This window comes from Maridesulfovibrio ferrireducens, from assembly GCF_900101105.1.
In the GTDB taxonomy this organism is placed as follows: Bacteria; Desulfobacterota; Desulfovibrionia; order Desulfovibrionales; family Desulfovibrionaceae; genus Maridesulfovibrio; species Maridesulfovibrio ferrireducens.
Genome location: NZ_FNGA01000007.1, coordinates 23,661 through 41,756, shown reverse-complemented (window position 1 = coordinate 41,756; position 18,096 = coordinate 23,661). Strand labels below are relative to the sequence as shown.

15 protein-coding genes are annotated in these 18,096 nt (G+C 43.8%); 10 read left to right on the top strand and 5 right to left on the bottom strand.

Annotation, left to right across the window (positions count from 1 at the left end; translation table 11 throughout):
- Positions 1 to 167: 167 nt before the first annotated feature.
- The 10 genes from BLT41_RS16720 to BLT41_RS16675 all read left to right on the top strand — a co-directional run bounded on the left by BLT41_RS16720 (position 168) and on the right by BLT41_RS16675 (position 12,571).
- Positions 168 to 1,286, top strand: a complete 1,119-nt coding sequence (locus BLT41_RS16720; protein WP_092163247.1) for an FIST signal transduction protein — start codon at positions 168 to 170, stop codon at positions 1,284 to 1,286.
- Positions 1,283 to 4,222, top strand: a complete 2,940-nt coding sequence (locus tag BLT41_RS16715) for a PAS domain-containing hybrid sensor histidine kinase/response regulator (RefSeq protein ID WP_092163246.1) — start codon at positions 1,283 to 1,285, stop codon at positions 4,220 to 4,222. Before BLT41_RS16720 ends, BLT41_RS16715 begins: the two co-directional genes overlap by 4 nt.
- A 627-nt stretch (positions 4,223 to 4,849) precedes the next feature.
- Positions 4,850 to 5,326: a cytochrome c3 family protein gene (locus BLT41_RS16710; protein ID WP_092163239.1), complete on the top strand. Its 477-nt coding sequence runs from the start codon at positions 4,850 to 4,852 to the stop codon at positions 5,324 to 5,326.
- A 5-nt stretch (positions 5,327 to 5,331) separates the two neighbouring features.
- Positions 5,332 to 6,471: a 4Fe-4S dicluster domain-containing protein gene (locus BLT41_RS16705; RefSeq protein ID WP_092163238.1), complete on the top strand. Its 1,140-nt coding sequence runs from the start codon at positions 5,332 to 5,334 to the stop codon at positions 6,469 to 6,471.
- 71 nt (positions 6,472 to 6,542) lie between these two features.
- Complete coding sequence (locus tag BLT41_RS16700; protein ID WP_092163237.1) at positions 6,543 to 7,514, top strand: RnfABCDGE type electron transport complex subunit D; 972 nt, start codon at positions 6,543 to 6,545, stop codon at positions 7,512 to 7,514.
- Positions 7,515 to 7,517: 3 nt separating this feature from the next.
- Positions 7,518 to 8,087: an RnfABCDGE type electron transport complex subunit G gene (gene rnfG / locus BLT41_RS16695; RefSeq protein ID WP_092163236.1), complete on the top strand. Its 570-nt coding sequence runs from the start codon at positions 7,518 to 7,520 to the stop codon at positions 8,085 to 8,087.
- Positions 8,088 to 8,096: 9 nt separating this feature from the next.
- On the top strand, positions 8,097 to 8,783 hold the full coding sequence (gene rsxE, locus BLT41_RS16690; RefSeq protein WP_092163227.1) for an electron transport complex subunit RsxE: 687 nt from the start codon (positions 8,097 to 8,099) through the stop codon (positions 8,781 to 8,783).
- A 17-nt stretch (positions 8,784 to 8,800) separates the two neighbouring features.
- Positions 8,801 to 9,376: an electron transport complex protein RnfA gene (locus tag BLT41_RS16685; protein ID WP_092163226.1), complete on the top strand. Its 576-nt coding sequence runs from the start codon at positions 8,801 to 8,803 to the stop codon at positions 9,374 to 9,376.
- A 24-nt stretch (positions 9,377 to 9,400) separates the two neighbouring features.
- Positions 9,401 to 11,515 carry an FAD-dependent oxidoreductase gene (locus BLT41_RS16680; RefSeq protein ID WP_092163225.1) on the top strand — a complete coding sequence of 705 codons (2,115 nt, stop codon included), beginning with the start codon at positions 9,401 to 9,403 and terminating at the stop codon, positions 11,513 to 11,515.
- Between the two features lie 3 nt (positions 11,516 to 11,518).
- Positions 11,519 to 12,571, top strand: a complete 1,053-nt coding sequence (locus BLT41_RS16675; protein ID WP_244512318.1) for an FAD:protein FMN transferase — start codon at positions 11,519 to 11,521, stop codon at positions 12,569 to 12,571.
- Between the two features lie 246 nt (positions 12,572 to 12,817).
- On the opposite strand, the gene BLT41_RS17350 is transcribed toward BLT41_RS16675, so the two are convergent.
- The 5 genes from BLT41_RS17350 to BLT41_RS16645 are packed head-to-tail and all read right to left on the bottom strand — an operon-like array spanning position 12,818 to position 18,017.
- Positions 12,818 to 13,798, bottom strand: a complete 981-nt coding sequence (locus tag BLT41_RS17350; RefSeq protein ID WP_139167366.1) for an ABC transporter ATP-binding protein — start codon at positions 13,796 to 13,798, stop codon at positions 12,818 to 12,820.
- The gene (locus BLT41_RS16660; protein WP_092163223.1) at positions 13,747 to 14,676 is read right to left on the bottom strand and encodes an ABC transporter ATP-binding protein; all 930 of its coding nucleotides are present in this window, start codon (positions 14,674 to 14,676) and stop codon (positions 13,747 to 13,749) included. The genes BLT41_RS17350 and BLT41_RS16660 overlap by 52 nt, the downstream gene beginning before the upstream one ends.
- On the bottom strand, positions 14,676 to 15,527 hold the full coding sequence (locus BLT41_RS16655) for an ABC transporter permease (RefSeq protein WP_092163219.1): 852 nt from the start codon (positions 15,525 to 15,527) through the stop codon (positions 14,676 to 14,678). Before BLT41_RS16655 ends, BLT41_RS16660 begins: the two co-directional genes overlap by 1 nt.
- Positions 15,520 to 16,470 (bottom strand): ABC transporter permease, encoded by a 951-nt coding sequence (locus BLT41_RS16650; RefSeq protein WP_092163216.1) that lies wholly within the window; start codon positions 16,468 to 16,470, stop codon positions 15,520 to 15,522. Before BLT41_RS16650 ends, BLT41_RS16655 begins: the two co-directional genes overlap by 8 nt.
- A gap of 11 nt (positions 16,471 to 16,481) precedes the next feature.
- Positions 16,482 to 18,017, bottom strand: a complete 1,536-nt coding sequence (locus BLT41_RS16645) for an ABC transporter substrate-binding protein (protein WP_092163214.1) — start codon at positions 18,015 to 18,017, stop codon at positions 16,482 to 16,484.
- Positions 18,018 to 18,096 lie beyond the last annotated feature (79 nt).

Genomic DNA, 18,096 nt, shown 5'->3' with positions numbered 1-18,096 from the left:
TACTGTTAAAGGCGCGAAAATTTTTTTTCGCGCCTTTAACTTTATTAAGCATCTATGCAGAATTCTTTGTATAAGTTATTATTAGATCCGCAAATGTGAACAAAATAAGTTTGATTTGCATGAGAGTCATGCTATGGTACTAGATACATTACTAATGTGGAGTATACATGCAAATAAAAGTGGATCCATCAGGCACTGTTCAAAATTTTCAGGACATACTTTTAAGTATGAAACAAGATCCTACTATTACGGGTGTTATTGTTTTTGCCTGCCATGCGAATGGCTTCACTTCAGAGCAGCTTGACCCTATTTTAACTGAATATTCCTTACCTGTGATCGGAGGTGTTTTCCCTTCTATTTTTCATAATATTGAAAAAATGGATAAAGGAACAGTCGTCGTAGGGCTGACATGCCCGTTTAGTACGCATATTGTGAAAGGATTAAGTAATTTCAAAGCCAATTATAACGAAAAGTTAGAGCAAACTTTTGCCCAGAATAAAATGCCACCAACTTTACTTATTTTTGCGGATGCGATGGCTAAGAGAGTTTCCTCGTTTGTTCAATCTTTGTTTGAAGTTTTAGGACTGGAAATAACTTATATAGGCGGCGGAGCCGGGTCTTTGGATTTTAATCAGGCTCCATGTCTTATGTGTAATGAAGGGTTGTTAGTTGACGCGGCAATTCTCGCAGGAATTGATATTTCCAGTTCTATCGGCGTAAAACATGGCTATCGTCCGGTTTGCGGCCCTTTTAAAGTCACTGAATCAGATCATAATGTTCTTAAATCGTTGGATTGGCAGCCAGCTTTTGAAGTATACAGGCAGGCGGTTAATGAGCATTCAGAATACCATATGAGTATTGCAACTTTTGGCGGATTATCTAGAAATTATCCTTTCGGGCTTGCCAGACTTTTTGCAGAACCTGTTGTTCGTGATCCGGCAGTGCTGGATGAAGAGGGTAATATCGTTTGTGTTGGAGAAGTTCCAGAAGGTTCTTTTGTCAAGATTTTGCATGGAAATCCAGACGATTTAATTGACGCCGCATGTCAGGCTAAGCAGGTCGCCATTGATAATCTGGAAGGAACAGCATCTCTGAGTTTATGTATAGATTGTGTCTCGAGATTTCTTTTCTTGCAGGACGATTATAAGCGTGAACTTTCCGTTGTTCAAAGTGAAGGTGTTCCGCTTGTAGGGGCTTTAACTTTGGGCGAGATTGCTAATATTGGGCAGGAATACTTGGATTTTCATAACAAGACTGTTGTGGTTGCGATGCTGGAGAACGTATGAGCATACGTATTCAGGAGCAGATCCTTTTGGATTTGGCAATGGCATTTGGAAACAGTTTAGATTTGAAAGAGGTTCTTTCAGAAGGAATGTCTGTTTATCTGCGTCGTCTCGGATGTATGTCCGGGGTTGTTTTTATGGAGAAGGAGAATAGTCAGGAATCTCTTCGGCATGAAATTGTTTCGGTTATTCCTAGTTTAGGGCAGACACATAAAGCTATAAGTTCTTTTGTTGATATGATTATGGTTTGTTCGAATCGTAAAGAGTTAGATGAGGTTCGTTTATCTCTTCCTCTCCATAAAGTTGTTGATAATCGCCATGCGTACCTTTTTAATTTGCCGGGATTCGGTTTTGTGGCCCTGCTTAAAAGTGGTGAGCCGTTTAAAGATTCGTTGATAAAGTCTTTGTTACCTTTAAATACGAAGATAGCGAATGTCTGTCTTTCATGTGTCAGTTACCAGCGCTATGCCGAACTTAATGCTGAGCTGCATCGAGAAGTCGCCGAGCGCAAACAGGCTGTGCAGGAGCTTGGTGCAAATGAGCGTCGTCTCCGCGTTATTTTTGAACATTCTCCTCTCGGCATGATTCATTTCGATGCAGATGGACTTATTGTTAATTGTAATAATCAGTTTGTCCATCTAATGGGGTCAACCAGAGAAAAGTTATTAGGATTTAATACTGCACGTGACAGTTCTCCAGAAATGGGAGTTGCTCTGACTAAAGCTTTATCCGGTGAACCATCCTGCTATGAAGATTTTTATACCTCTGTTACGGGAGGCAAGCGAGGCTATCTGAGAGCTGTCTTTAATCCCGTCACTCCCGAAAAAGAATCGTCAGAAGTAATCGCTATTGTGGAAGATTTTTCAAAGCGCAAACAAGTTGAAGAATCATTGTTACAAAGTGAAGCCCGGCTGAGCACTATACTTTCTTCTATTCAGGCCGGAGTGATTCTTATTGATCCGCAAACCCGCATAATAACGGACTCCAATGAGGAAGCATGCAGGTTGATCGGGCTGGATCGTGAACAGATTATAGGTCGTGTCTGTCATGATTTTATTTGTGCGGCAGACAAAGAGCAGTGTCCTGTGCTTGATTTGGGACAAGAGGTGGATAAGTCAGAGCGCATTCTTGTTACAGCAACAGGCAAAAATCTAACTATTCAAAAAACAGTCAGTACTGTCGTTATTGATGGTAAAGAGCAACTTCTTGAATGTTTTGTGGATATTACTTCTCGCAAACAGGCCGAGAAACAACTTCTTCAAGCCAAAGAAGATATTGAACAATACGTTATAAGTTTGGAAACCACGAACAAACAGCTTATTGAAACAACGGCTTCACGTGACGAGTTAGAACAAGAAGTAGCGGATCGTAAACTTGCTGAAAGACGACTCAGAGAGAGCACGCAACTTTATGAGGAGTTGGTAGAAAATGCTGCCAGCATTATTTTGCGTCTGGATCAAGTTGGTCGCGTAACCTTTTTCAATGAATTCGCAGAAAAATTATTTGGCTATTCACGCGATGAAATTTTAGGTGAATGCATCGTTGGAACCATAGTTCCTGAAATGGAGAGTTCTGGGCGTGATCTGCGGAAGATGATTAATAGTCTCTTTGATAAGCCCGAAGATTTTATGATCAATGAAAATGAAAACATGCTTAAGGATGGTAGCCGTATCTGGGTGAATTGGTCCAATAAAGCATTATACGGTCCTGATAATGAGCTGATTGAGATATTGTGTATAGGTTCTGATATTACTGAGCGTAAGAGAGCTGAAAAAACTTTGAAGCTGGCTAAACAACAGGCAGAGGCTGCAAATAAAGCTAAGTCTGAATTTTTAGCTAATATGAGCCATGAAATACGTACTCCGATGAATTCCATCCTCGGGGTGGCGGATTTGCTTACTGAAACAGAATTGACCGAAGAGCAAAGCCGTTACATAGCCCTTTTTGAATCTGCTGGAAAAAGTTTGTTGTCCCTGATTAATGAGATTCTTGATTTGTCAAAAGTAGAAACAGGACGGATGGAACTGGAGTCTTTATTCTTTGATTTGACGGATGCAGTAAAGGAAGTTGACTCAATCATGGCAATTGCTGCCAAAAGTAAAGGGCTTGAATTTTCCTGTACAATGGAACCGGATTCTCCCAAATTTATTTTAGGTGATCAAATCCGCTTGAAGCAGATTTTACTGAACATAATGGGTAATGCAGTAAAATTTACTGAGCATGGTTCTGTCTCTATTAATATCTCGTCCATTCCAGCAAGAGATAATAGCAGACTTTTTAGATTTAGTATTTCGGATACGGGAATAGGAGTGCCACAAGAAAAATTACAGACTATTTTTGATAGCTTTGCTCAGGCCGATTCCTCTACTACACGTAAATATGGCGGAACAGGATTAGGGCTTGCCATTGCCAAGCGGCTGGCCGAGTTGATGGATGGTGAAATTTTAGTAGAATCAGAAGTCGGCAGAGGTACAACATTTCATTTTGTTGCCCCGTTTGAGACCTGCTATGAAATAGATCAAGGAGTTTGTTTTAAAGAGGAAAAGTTTCATTTTGTTAATTCTGGTGCCGGTAAAAAAAGAATTCTTGTAGTGGAAGACTCAGAAAGTAATCGTATGCTTATTGATTTTTACCTTGAACAGTCTGAGCATGAAGTTGTTCTGGTAGAAAACGGGCTGGAAGGATTAAATGCCTATAAAAAAGATGATTTTGATATAGTGTTTATGGATATTCAAATGCCGGTTATGGATGGTATTGCGGCAACTAAAGCGATTAGAGATTACGAAAAAGAGCATTTATTCGATCCAAAACCTATTGTAGCTCTTACAGCTAATGCTTTTAAAGAAGATAGACAACGCTGTTTCAATGCCGGGTGCAGTAGTTTTTTAGCAAAACCTATTAAGAAAAATGATCTTTTGATGATAATTGATAGTTTTTAAATTATAGTAAGTAAGAATGATAATAATGCATATTGCTCTCTATATTTCTTTGTCTTAAAAAAAATACCTATGTCTGATTTATCGGAATAGGTTCATACATCTGTTATTACTCGCCTTTTGTCTTCCTCCTTCTTCACATAGTCTTGTTTTTAGGAATTTGAGCTTAACTTCAGAAAAGAAATCTCGCTGCTTAATCCAGCCTTTTTTTCTTTTCTGAGTCTTTAGTCATGACTAAAATATAATTTTATCTTGTTTTTTCAGTTACATATATAGTTTTTATGATTCAAAAAAATTAATTTCTATGAATGTAGCATAATCTTTGCATAATTACAGTGCTGGATGGGTAATCAATCTCAAAAAGAGATAATCTTGATTAAAAGACGGACATGGTTAAAGTGTTAGTTCTTTAATAGTCTCGTTTTTTCAGGCTAAGTGATATTTTTTTAATTATTTTGATTGAGTTTTTAGTGAAAAACTGATTGATTAACCAATCTGTATTGCTCTCTGTGTATAATTTAAAAGTTTGAGGAGGATGAAACTGCATTCGAAGCATAACTCTGCTTTTTATTGTCAGTTTCCGGCCTTTGGGTCTTAATCGTGAATTATTCTAAATCAAGGATTGGTTCGTTGAACAATAGATATATCCCACTAACTTTAATTGTTGCTGTTTTGTCCCTTGCGGCTGTAGCGGGTTTTCTTTTCATTCCCTCTGTTCAGGGAAATCCGGTTCGCGTTGTCATGGATAACAGCGGCGGAAGAGTGATCTTTACTCATTTAAATCATGCTGAAGAGTATGGGTATGAGTGTGCAGATTGTCACCATGACGACATTGGTCAGGAGCTACCTATAGCTTGCGGGTCCTGTCATCCTGCTGCGTTTGATGAAGAGTTCAAAGCGCAGCACCAAAAGAATTTCCCCAGTAAAGAAGCATGTCTGCGTTGCCATGATGATATTCCCACAGGTCCTTTGGCAGAAGAGGATAAACCTGACACTGAGAATATCCCTTTGAGAGCGGATGCTTTCCACGGGCAATGTATGAGTTGCCATGAGTCAGACGGTGGGCCTTATGGTGAAGATTCCTGCTACAAATGCCACGCGAGGTAGGTTAGATGCTTAAGATTCATTATTCACTCGAATCAGATGTTCTGAACATAATAAATGATATCACCGCACCCTCTGAGATCAATATCCGGGTGCGCAACCTTGTTCTGAAAGCAAAGAAAGGGCAGAGCGTTGCCCGTGGCGAGATAATTGCTGAACATCCGTCAAAATTCGGCGGCGCATACCATGCTTCCGCTTCCGGCAAGGCAACAAAGGTTAATTACCATCACCTGACCATAAAATGTGATTGTGGTGAAAATTCAGTTGAACCGGTTGATGTGCAGTCTATGGGGCCTGGAAAAGACCTTCTGCATACTTTGCAGCAACTGGGCATTGATATAGCCCCGCTTTCTTCCCACTGTGACAATTTAGTCATAAACGGTCTCAATCCTGAGCCCGGTATTTTTGTAGCCGAACTGCTTCTTGAATGTGAAAAAGAGATTCTTGAAACCGGACTCCGTCTGGCTGAATCCTTGATCACTCCTATACATACAATGTTGGCGGTGGCGCGCGGGACTTCTTATTCTCTTTCCGGAACTGAATCTGTTTCGGTTAAGCCTAAATATCCTAATTCTCTTAATGCTCTCGTAATTAAAGCTGTCACAGGAAACGAGTTTTGTGACGACACCAAAATTATGAGCATTATGGACGTTTACAATCTCGGTCTGGCCGCCAAAAACGGTCTGCCTGTAACTGACACCATAATGACCATTTGCGGACATAATTACCGTGTGCCTTTGGGAACACCAATCCGTCATCTGCTTAATGAGCTGGATATACCTGTTAAGTCCGGTGACAAGGCTGTTCTCGGCGGACCTTTCCGCGGTGAGGCTGTCTATAGTCTGGATGAAGGCGTGAAAAAGGGTGATCACGGATTGTTTATTATTTCAGCAGGTGAATTTCCGTCAGTTGAAGATACAACCTGTATCAACTGCGGCGAATGCGTTTTGAGCTGTCCTGCTCGAATTCTCCCGAATCTGATCAGCCGTTATGCGGAGTACGAGAAGTTCGAAATGGCGAAGAAGTATGATCTGGACAGTTGTTTTGAATGCGGTCTGTGTTCCTTCAATTGTACGGTCAGACGACCCATCCTGCAATATATCCGTTTTGCCAAGGATCAACTCAGGGTCAGCGGTAAGGCTGAATAGTCTTAGTGGCATGACATTAGTCACCGGATTAGCCGGTAAAACATACAAGTTTTCGATTTAAAGGTTAAAATATGACTCCACCAGTAATTAAAGCAATGTCGAACATTGCAGTCAGGCTCACGGTTTCGCCTGCTCCTCACTGGCGCAGCAGACGTACTTTGACGAAGATGATGCAGTATCATCTTCTGGCGCTGCTGCCTGCACTGATCATGGCTTTCAATATGTTCGGCTTGTCTGCACTTTCAACTGTCGGCCTTGCGGGATCAGTGGCTGTAATCACTGAAGCTATTTGTCTCAAGATGCAGGACCGCGACATCAATGTAGATAATTTCACAGCATTATATGAAGGCATTCTTTTTGCCTTTCTGCTTCCGGCAACTGCACCATGGTGGGTAGTGGTTTGCGGCTCTGTTCTGACTATCGTCATGGGCCGCACGGTCTTCGGCGGATTCGGTACCAACCCCATTTGTGCACCACTTGTTGCCTGGGCGTTTTGTCGTCTTTCATGGCCTGCTGCCATGGATATCGACCTGAATCTTTCCCATTTCATTATCAACGCTCCCTTAGATCAGCTTAAATTTTTTGGTCTCGAGAGTCTTGATCAGTTCAACTACATGGATCTTTTCCTCGGGCAACAACTCGGCGGGCTTGGTTCTTCCCAGATAATTGCAGTTCTGGCGGGAGGAATTTTCCTCATTACTACCGGTTGGGTGCGGGTTTTTATTCCCGCGGCTTTTTTAGTCGGAGTGGCTGTAACTTCTGGAATTTTCTGGATAATCGATCCTGAAATTTACGCAAATCCTATATTCCATCTATTAACCGGATCAGTAATGTTTGGAGCCTTCTTTCTGGCCCCTGATGTTTCCTCCAGTCCTGTAGGCAAAATTCCGCAAGTTCTTTTCGGACTGATTGCCGGAGCCATGGTGATAATTATTCGGGTCTACGGTGTTTATCCTGACGGTGTGCCTTTTGCCATAATGGTGGCAAATCTGCTCACTCCTCTTTTGGACAGGGTTCGGCCAAAACCTTTCGGAGGCAGATAAGTCGTGCGTGAAATAATATATATGCTTGTGGTTCTGTCCGTAATCTGCGCGTCCTCCGGGGCTTTGCTGGTTAACTTGAAACAGGCCACTAAAAGTCAGATTGAGCAACAGGTTTTGACCTATGTTCAGGGGCCGGCTCTCCTTTCAGTCCTTGAAAACCGTGACAATGATCCAATTATGGAACGTGTGAAGGTAAAGGATGTGACTATTTTCCCCGCTGTGAAGGATGGTAAGCTGGTCGGCATTGCCCTTGAAACTTTCGCATCCGGTTATTCCGGCAACATCGGGGTTATGGTCGGGTTTGATGTGCAGAAGGATGAACTTCTCGGTATCGGCATCACTACCCAGACAGAAACACCGGGGCTTGGAACACGTATCGTGGAACATTCCTTTACCCGTAAGTTCACGGCTCACGGTCTTGATTCCATGCAGGTGACATCCAAGGGTGGCGACATCGACGGTATTTCCGGTGCGACATATTCTTCTGTCGGAACTGTGGAAGCTGTACGCAAGGCCATTAAAGTTTATCAGTCCATCAAGCCTGAGATCAATATGATCTGGAAGAATTCATAAGGAGACTCCATGAGCCGTATAGTCAAAGAATTTATCAAGGGACTCTGGGTAGAACTTCCTCCGTTCAGGGTGCTTTTAGGTCTGTGTCCCACACTGGCGGTTACTTCCACTGCGGAAAACGGACTGGGTATGGGAATAGCTGTCCTTTCTGTTTTAACCATGTCCAACATGATCATTTCATGTCTTAGAAAAATTATCCCTGCGAAAGTTCGTATTGCTTGTTTTATCGTAATTGCAGCGTCTTTAGTTGTTGCCGTTGAGTTGCTCATGCAGGCTTACGTCTATCCGCTTTATTTAAAACTTGGCATTTTTGTTCCGCTTATTGTTGTAAATTGCCTGATTTTGGGGCGCGCTGAAGCTTTTGCTTCTAAGAACGGGGTTCTCTTGTCCGTTGCGGATGCACTCGGTATGGGAATCGGTTTTACTGTGTCACTGACTTTTCTGGGCGCACTTCGCGAAATGCTGGGAAATGGAACCATCTTTGGAACTCAGGTTATGTGGGAATCTTTTGAGCCTGCGGCCCTTATGAGTATGGCTCCCGGGGCATTTATCGGGCTGGGAGTAATTCTGGCTTCCATGAACGCCCTGAACAGGTACCTGAGTCGTAGAAGGGGTGAGGCTCCTCCTGAGTTAATGAATTCCGGCTGTGCCTCTTGCGGTGCCTGCGGCGGCATTGAAAATCTCAACGCTAAATAAGAGAAAGGTTTATTAAAATGGAATATTTCCTGCTGTTTATCTCTGCGATTTTCATAAACAACATTGTACTGGTTCAGTACCTCGGGGCTTGTCCCTTCATGGGAACCTCCAAGTCTACAGATGTTGCGATGGGAATGGGTGGAGCAGTTATATTTGTTGTTCTGATGGCTACAGCTCTAACTTGGCCCCTGCATCAGTATGTGCTCATTCCTTACGGTCTTGAGTATTTACAGACCATTGTTTTTATTCTGGTCATTGCATCACTTGTGCAGTTTGTTGAGATGTTCCTCAAGAAAGTTCTTCCGCCTCTATATAAATCACTGGGGCTTTTTCTGCCGCTCATCACCACCAACTGTGCGGTGCTCGGTGTGGCAATTATGGTACAGCGCAACGAATACTCATTTATCAAATCTATGATGTACGGGTTGGCTTCAGGTATCGGCTTTCTGATTGCTCTGGTTATTATTTCGTCTATCCGGGAAAGACTGGATATTGCTCCGGTTCCGTATGTTTTCAGAGGTGTACCGATCGCTCTGATTATGGCCGGTGTCATGTCACTGGTGTTTTTCGCTTTTCAGGGAATGGCCGCTTAACCGGACAATCAAGGATATATTAAAATGGTAACTTCTTCTATTCTGATTCTATTTTTACTGGGTCTCACCGCGGCCTCTGTTCTGGCTGTGGCATCAAGAGTTCTGCACGTGGAGGAAGATCCGCGTATTGCAAAGGTTGAAGGCTGTTTTCCCGGCGCAAACTGTGGTGGTTGTGGTTATCCCGGTTGTTCTGCTGCTGCGGGAGCAATTGTTCAAGGCAAAGCCGGTCCTGAAATATGCGTTGCGGGCGGTGCTGAGATTGCAGAAAATATAGCATTAATCATGGGCGTAGATGCTGCATTCAAAGAACCCAAGATTGCAAATAATATCTGTACAGGCGGTTCTCGCGCAAATTTACTGTTTGACTATGAGGGCGTTGAAGATTGCCGCGCTGAAGCATTGCTTTACGGCGGCGAAAAAACTTGCGGGCTTGGTTGTATAGGGCTTGGCTCTTGCGTCAAGGTTTGCGGTTTTGATGCTATCCGTCTTAATGATGACGGTATCCCTGTAGTAGATATGAACGTCTGCCGCTCCTGCGGTAAATGTGCCGATGTTTGTCCCACCGGAGCCATCCGTATCAGCGGTATGACTATGGACCTTCTGCACCTTAATAAAATTGACGACTGTCTGGCTCCTTGCATGCAGAAATGTCCGGCTCAGATAGACGTTCGCACATATATTCATCAGATGAAGCTCGGTGACATGCGCGGAGCACTGCTGACCATTAAGGAGCGTAATCCGCTTCCGCTGGCAGTGGGGCGTCTTTGTCCTGCCCCGTGTGAAACTATCTGCCGCCGTAATATTGCTGATGACGGCGTTGCCATCCACTCCTTGCATCGTTTCGTTGCGGACTGGGAAATGAACTCCGGTTCACGCCTCAAGCTGGATTGTAATCCGGCTACAGGTCATAAGGTTGCGATTATAGGCGGGGGACCGGCAGGTCTTTCCTGTGCATATTTCTTGCGCCGTATCGGCCATGAGCCTGTCATCTTTGAAAAGCGTGAACAGATAGGTGGTATGATGAAGGGGATTATTCCTGAATACCGCTTGCCTGCAAAGGTTGTTGACTGGGAAGTTCAGTCTATCCTCGATCTTGGAGTCGATGTGCATACCGGAGTTGAATTCGGTAAGGATATTACTATTAAGAGTCTTGAGGAAGAAGGTTACGAAGCAATCTTTATTGCAACCGGAGCATGGAAAGTTCCTGCACTTAAGCTTGAAAATATTGAAGCCGAAGGCGTTGTGGATGCCATTACTTTCCTTGATCAGGTTGGTAAGTCCATAACAGATTTAAAAGGCAGAAAAGTCGTTGTTATCGGTGACACCAACACTGCTATGGATGTTGTTCGCAGTGCAGCCCGTCTTGGTTGCGATGTAACTTCATTAATAGATTGTATTCAGCGTAAAATGTCCGCCAACAAGAACGAAGTTAAACGTGCTGCTGAGCTGGGCAGTGATCTTAAATTCTTGACAAGACCGACCCGTATTCTTGCCGAAGACGGAAAAGTCCGCGGCATTGAATATTGCGAAGTTCAGTATGATGACCCCAAGAAAGCTACAGGAATCCCTAAACCTGTTGAGGGAACTGAAACAGTTATAGACGCGGATCTGATTGTTGTCGCAACCACACGTATGATAGATACCACTCCTTTTATGGATGAAGACGGTGCGTCTTGTTTTGCTATAAATAAGAAAACAGGTGGAATCGAAGCAGATACTCTTTCTTTGCAAACCAAATACCCCAATGTGTTTGTCGGTGGGGAAGTTCACTCCGGTCGCAGTATTCTTATTCAGGCGGTAGCTGATGGAAGACGGGCCGCGCGTGGTATTCACCACTTTATCACCGAAGGGGCTATTCCCGAGCCGAAGAATCCTCAGCTTCGTGTTATCCCGGAAACTATTCTTAAGAACATGGCAGTGACCTATACCATTCCTAAAATCAAAGTTCCGGAAATTTCTGTTGAGGAACGTAGATTTACATTCAAGGAAGAGGTCAAAGGTTCCATTGTTTACGAGGCGGCCCGTAAAGAAGGCAGTCGTTGTCTCCGTTGTGGATTGACCTGCTACGACGCTGAAGCCGGTGCTGAGTATGCTCAAGATGCTGATGTGCAGAAATTCTCTGAGCTGGACAAGGAGTAGGGCGTGCCTAAAAATAGTTTTTCCAGACGTTCATTTATGAAAACTCTCGCTGCAACTGGAATCGGAGCGGCATTCGTATCAACTCCGGTTGCTGCAGCTATGCGCATCGCCAGTGCTATGCGTATAGGCGACAGGCGTTATAAAGTCAGCGAAACTCGTTTTCTCATGGGAACTTATGTAGCCATTACAGCTCTGCATGAATCAAAAAATGCGGCAGAACAGGCTACAGCCAAGGCTTTTGCTGAAATTGATCGCCTTGCAGCATTGTTTGACCGTCATCAGTCCAACACACCTGTATCCGTACTTAACGAAACGGGCAGATTAACTGATGTGGCTCCGGAATTATTTTACGTTATGAAAAAAGCTCAGACATTCAACAGCTGTTCTAAAGGTGCTTTTGATGCCACGGTTCTTCCTGTTGTGGAAATGCTGAGCAAGCATGCCAATCCTAAAGGACAGATAAATCTTACCAGAAACGATCTGGATGATGCGCTGGCTCTTGTAGATTCAGATGCACTTAAAATCTCTAATAGAGAAATTAGTTTCGGCAAGCAGGGCATGGCTGTGACTCTTGATGGCATTGGCAAAGGGTTTATTGTTGATTGTGCCTCTGAAATTTTGTCTGCAAACGGTGTGGTCAATCACCTGATTAACGCAGGTGGTGACATTCGTGCCGGTGGTGAACGCTCTAAAGGTCAGCCTTGGATTGTTGCTATTGAAGATCCTGCTAAAAAGGGAAATTACCCTGCTGTAATTCAACTTAAAGATGCGGCCGTTGCCACTTCCGGTGGATATGAAGTTTATTTTGATGCGGACCGGTTTCATCATCATGTAGTTGACCCGCGCACCGCCGTATCCCCCACACAGAGTTTGAGTGTTTCAGTCACCGCTCCCACTGTTATGCAAGCGGACGCACTTTCCACTTCCGCGTTTGTTATGACTCCTCAAAACAGCATTAATTTTGTTAATGAACAAAAAAATAGTGAATGTTTGATAGTCAATGCTTTAGAAAAAAAATTAAGTTCTAAAAATTGGAATTGTATGGTAAGAGTTTAGTAATCTCTATTTTTAATGATTAATTAAATAGCGTGTCGTTGACTGAAAGCAAGTGACTAACCTCCTCAATCCCTAAGTCGCTTGCACCTGTAAAATCGGAGTAACCTGTACTCCGGTTCTGGGCATCTGCAGGTCAAATCGGAAAACGGCAATCTGCATAAGGGAAGACCAACCTCACTTCCCACGACCCCTTAAGCGGGTCGGAAGCTCACTCTTCCGGCCCGTTTAACTTTTGTTTCAGGCACTTTAGTAACAGCATCTAACCATGTGGTCTTTATTAATTTCCCGAAGCGGTGGAAGTTCATTTGTACATGATTTAACTGAATTTATGCAGCGAGGATGAAACGGACATCCAGAAGGAGGAGTTGAGGGGCTAGGCGATTCTCCCTTTAATTTGATTCTTTCAGAACCCGGCTTTAGTCCTAGTACGGATGAAACTAGAGCTTTAGTATAGGGATGGCATGGAGTGTCTATTATATTTGAAACGGTTCCATACTCTACGATGTGTCCGTAATACAGCACTGCCACATAGTCAGCCATGAGTCGCATCGATCTCAGATCATGTGTAATTAAAATAAGAGACTTGTTGTTTTCTTCAACCTTTTCTTTAAGAATTGATAATACATGGGCTTGTATCGACCGATCTAGAGAAGCTGCCGGTTCATCTGCAATAATTAATGAGGGGTCAAGGCTAAGAGTGCGGGCGATAGCTATTCGCTGGCGTTGTCCGCCCGAAAGCTCATGCGGGTATCTGTCTAGAAGGTCGCGTGTAAGTTTGCCTGTCTCCAGAGATTTCTCAATGAGAATATCCCGGTTACCATTTATTGTTCGGGTAATTTTAAAAGGTTCAAGCAACAAGTCGCGGACTTTCATAGTAGGATTCAAGCTTGCAGTTGCATCCTGCGGAATCATTTGAGTATCATTGCGGAAAAATGATTTTTTATTACTGAAAATATCCTTTCCATTGCAATACACAGTTCCGCTTGTTGGTTTTTCCGCGCCAAGAATAATTCTCCCGATGGTTGTTTTACCTGATCCGGATTCCCCTATTATTGCTAGACATTTGTTTTGCGACAGAGAAAAAGAAACATCTTTCAGTGCTTGATTTTTTGTTCGGCGTATGAGCCCTGTTGTGAAATTTTTTCCAATACGTTCAACTCTAAGTATTTCATCAGCTATCTGGGACATCGCACACCATTCTGCATTAGCGGCTTTTGGATTGAGCATAAATTTTCAGCTTCAGGGCATCGAGGATGAAAACGGCATCCTTCAGGGGGACACGTGAGCGGAGGAGGGCTGCCTCCGATTGGGCGGAACCTGTTATGATCAAATGTCTTCATCAAGGCTTGCACGTATGGATGGCGGGGAGACTTGAACACCTTATGCAACGGTCCTGTTTCAACGATTTGTCCAGCGTACATTGCCGCAACATTTCCACAAAGTTCCGAAGCAACATCCAGATCATGAGTAATGAGCAGTAGTGACGCGGACAGTTCATTTACTACATCTTGAATAAGCTCGATAATTTGTATCTGCACTGTCGGATCAAGGGCTGTCGTCGGTTCGTCCGCAATCAGCAGTTTGGGCTTGGCAGCAAGGGCTATCGCGATCATTACGCGTTGAAGCATACCTCCCGAAAATTGATGCGGAAATTGCCGTGCCCGTTTTTTAGGATCTGAAACACCGGTTCTGGCGAGTAGTTCTTCTGAACCATTGCGAGCTTGTTTTCTGGTGAATCCCTGCCGTCTGATAACCTCAGAAATCTGGTCTCCCACACTCATAACCGGGTTAAGACAGGATGCCGGAGTTTCAAATATGATGGCAATATCTTTGCCGCGGATTTGTCTTATTTCGGCAGGTTCGAGATCAAGTAAATTCCTGTTGTTAAACAGTACTTCCCCTTCGATAACCGCAGAAGGCGGCAGGAGGTTCAGTATAGACAAGGCTGCTACAGTCTTGCCGCAACCGGATTCACCGAGCAGGCAGCAGTGATCGAATCTGCCGATAGAAAGATTAAAATCATCAACAACCGAAACAACTCCTGCTTCCGATGGGAATTTTATTGAAAGATCCTTTATTTCAAGAAGCGGGGAAGGATTTTTCATTATATTTCCTCCAACTGTGGGGACGAAAGAGCTTTCTTATAACAATGCGGATCAAGCATATCCCTTAAACCTTCACCCGCAAGAGTAAATCCCATTGCAGAAACAGCAATGCAGAGTCCCGCAAGAAGGGGAATGTGAGGAGCTATTGCTAGTGTCGGGAGCCCTTTACTCATCATTGTTCCCCATTCGGGAGTGGGGGGCTGTATACCAAGACCCAGAAATCCAAGCCCTGCTATGGCAGTTACTTTTCCGCTGACACCTATGGTTGCAATTGTCGTTATCTGGGGCCAGAGCTTAGGAAGGACACAAGTCCTTATGATATATATTCTTCCTGCTCCCATTGCCCGCACTGTTTCAACATGGAGTCCGTTCATGGCGGTACGGGTTATACTGCGGGCAACCCGAGCGAATTTGGGCCATCCGGGGATAGATATTGCCAGTATGAGCCCTGTTAATCCCGGTCCTGTAATAGCAATGCACAATAGTGCTGCAACAATTCCCGGAAAGGCAAAAAAACAGTCCGTTATGCGCATGATCAGCCCGTCCAGTCTGGGAAAACATCCCGCTGTTATGCCTACCGCCATACCTATCAATGAAGTGATTATTGTAACTGTCAACGCAAGTCCTATAGAAGGACGAATCGCATAAATAAGCCTGCTGGCTACACATCTTCCCAGATAATCAGTTCCGAGGGGATAGGTTGAGTCCGGTCCTTTCAGGCGATGTCTGAGATTTTGTTCTAATGGATTATTGGGAACAATCTTAGGTGCCGCAATGCCTGCCGCCACGATTGTTGAAATTATGAGTAGTCCTAGAATGAATGACTTGCTGATGAAGCGAGGCTTAAACATTGGCAGTTCCTTCAACTCTTGGGTCCAGTAACAGGTTTAAAAGATCCGTGATAATGATGATCAGCACGTAGGCAGTTCCGATGGTAAGGATACAGCCCTGCACTACAAAGATATCGCGGGATCGGACCGATTCTACAAGCAGCCGCCCCAGACCGGGCCAGAGAAATATTGATTCAACGACAACAGCCCCTCCGACCATATGTCCGGCTTGAGCCCCCATATAATGCAGTACTGGCGGAAATGCGTTCTTCAGTGCGTGCCGCCCGATGATTACAGTTTCACTTAAACCTTTTGCCCTTGCTGTAAGAATATATTTACCCCGCAGACTTTGCAGCATTGAGGTTCGCATCAGGCGGGCTGTAATAGAAGAGTTAATCAGGGCCAGCGAGGCCGCCGGAAGTATAAGGTTATACCAGTTCCCGTATCCGGCCACGGGAACAAGATGCAGGTGCAGTGAAAATATAAAGATAAAAATCACAGCAAGAAAAAAGTCCGGTATTGACGATAGAACAAGCGAAATTCCCAGCGCGATTTTGTCTATTGTTTTTCCGGCATGTACTGCCGCAGCCGTTCCTAATGGAATGGCAATCAGTGCTGTAAGCAGTATTGCGGTGGAAGCAAGGAGCAGGGAAGGGATTATTGCCTGCGCTACTTCGGTTGTAACTGCCTGCCCTGATTGAATTGAATATCCAAGGTCTCCTTTTAATGCTCGTGTCAGCCAGCAGATATACTGGACAGTAATAGAGCTGTTGTAACCCAGTTCATCCCGCATTTGCATAATTGCCTCTTGAGGCGGGGATTCTGTTTCCATCAAATGGACGAGTGCAATTTCAGCAGGGTCGCCCGGAAACATTGCCAGAGACAGGAAAGTTGCGACGCTGACCCCGAAAAGTACGGGAATCAACGTCGCAACTCTAAGAATAGCTGATTTAAAAATAAACACAGAGCTACTGTCTAATTCAGTTCAATTCTTTCAAGATGAAAGCACTGCTCAACAGGATGCATCACGTATCCTTTAACATTAGGGCCTACTGCATCTATGTTGGTATAGTAATTCAGATATGCCATTGGAGCATCTTCAAGCAGGATAGCCTGAATCTTGTCATAGATTTTTTTGCGTTTGTCAGTATCAAATTCGTGGCGTCCCTGAGTTAAAAGTTTATCAACTTCAGGGTTATTGTAATGATATGCTCCCCATCCCGGCTTTACTGTGAGAGTAGAGAAGTAGTCTGCATTCAGATTGTAATCAGGGTCCGAAACAAAAAGCAGATTGCGTCCTACAAGGAACATTCCGAAATCGCCACTATCACGAATCTTTTTGGCTGCATCCGATTGTACAACAACAAGATTAGTCTTGATACCGACTTTCTGAAGTTGGCTCTGCATTACTTCCGCAGTTGGAGGAAGAGTTGCCCTTTCAGTGTAGGTGACGAGTTTAACTTCGAACGGGGTTCCGTTTTTATCGATTATTCCGTCCCCGTCAGTATCTTTCCAGTCAGCTTCAGCAAGAAGCTGTTTTGCTTTTTCCGGTGAATATGGGAAACCTTCAAGCTTCGTGTTTGCCCAGAAAATTACCGGAGGAAACAATGAAACTGCCGGTTCTCCGATACCTTCGAGAACATAATCAACAAGGTCTTGACGGTTAATGGCATAGTTTACCGCGAGTCTTACTTTTTTATCTGTGAAGGGCCCCTTTTCAAGGTTGAATCCGACAATGCGTGTGCGTCCGATAGGCTTGGTCTGAATTTTTTTGCCATAGCTTTTGAGAGAAGCAATTGCTTCAGGTGGCAGGATTTGCGCAATATCAAGCTCTCCTGACTTCATCATGGCTGTGCGGGTCATTGTATCAGGAATACCTTTATAAATTACTTTATCAACCTTTGCTTTCTGCGGTCCCCAATATTCGTCAAACCTTTTGGTAGTTATGGAATCTTTGAGTTTGCATGATTCAAAAGCAAACGGGCCGGTGCCGACAGGCTTGATAACTTTTCCGTTTGCATCAAAGGAAGACGGGGCCAGTGCGGATGCTTCACCTTTAGAAAGATATGCAGGGAGCGGGGCAAACGGTTTGGATGTTTTGATTTTTAATACAAGGTCATTTTCAGCTGTAATTGATTCAATGGGGATGGACTTCAGGAGAGATCCGACTTTCATGAGTCTCTTCAAGTTATCCACCATTATTGGAGCTGTTAAAAGTGTTCCATCGTGAAATTTTACACCTTTTCTCAGATTGAATGTCCATGTCAGCTTATCGTCAGAAATGGACCATTTTTCAGCTAGAAGCGGTGTGAATTTAAGATTGAAGTCCACTCCTACCATAGATTCAGTTATGCCTATTCTTTGAAAAACGTAGCCGGACTTGTGGACATCCAATGTTTTTGGGCCCCACGGAGAACCGACTCTAAGCGTTCCTCCATCAGCATACGCCGATGCGGCAATTAAGATTAGTAGAGCTGTAAGTAAAATTGATTTTAAATTAATACATTTCATCTGGGCTATCTCCTTAAAAAATTGCTTTGACAGTGACACGATATTTAAATTAATAAAATTTATCAAGCAATAAGTCTTT